The 534-nt window shown below is 67.2% G+C and carries 1 protein-coding gene; it reads right to left on the minus strand.

Annotated features, from left to right (window positions below; translation table 11 throughout):
- Positions 1-534 (minus strand): phage late control D family protein (locus OP494_RS17160; RefSeq protein ID WP_280542796.1); only part of this gene is annotated, 534 nt, incomplete at both ends.

Raw genomic sequence — 534 nt, forward strand, 5'->3', positions numbered from 1 at the left:
GGGGCGATGGTGCGTCAGCGGAGGGCGGTAGGGCTGGGTACGGCGCTGGGCGTCGAGATCGACCAGGAAGTGGCCGGTGCCGCCGGAGGCATAATCATTGAGCCGCTCGCCGGTAGGATCGGCGGTATCTGACTCGAGCCCATGGGCGCGCTTGGCAGCATCGAGCTGGGGCTGCAGGCTGCCGGGCAACGCCTGGAGCTGGGCCGAGACCGGCAGGGCGTTTTCGGCATGTACCGTCACCCCGAGCAGCAGGAACTGCCTTTCTTCTTCACCGCCGGTGTCGTGCTGCGCGTGCTGGATGAGCTCGAACCAGCGCCCGGCCTGGAGTTGGCGGGCACCGCCGCTGCCGCGGAAGCGCTTGGCCAAGGATTCATGGGCCTCTAAACGGTTCTCGGTGAGGCGTTGGCCGCGCTCGAAGCCGTGGTAGTAGTACTCGCCGGCGTAGTCGTAGACCTCGGTTGGCGGCAGGTTGCCCTGATCGCTCAGGGTGTCGAGGCCGGTGCGCTTGGTGAGGGACGGCTGCTTGTAGTCGAA

This window comes from Chromohalobacter sp. 11-W (assembly GCF_029889905.1).
Taxonomy (GTDB): domain Bacteria; phylum Pseudomonadota; class Gammaproteobacteria; order Pseudomonadales; family Halomonadaceae; genus Chromohalobacter.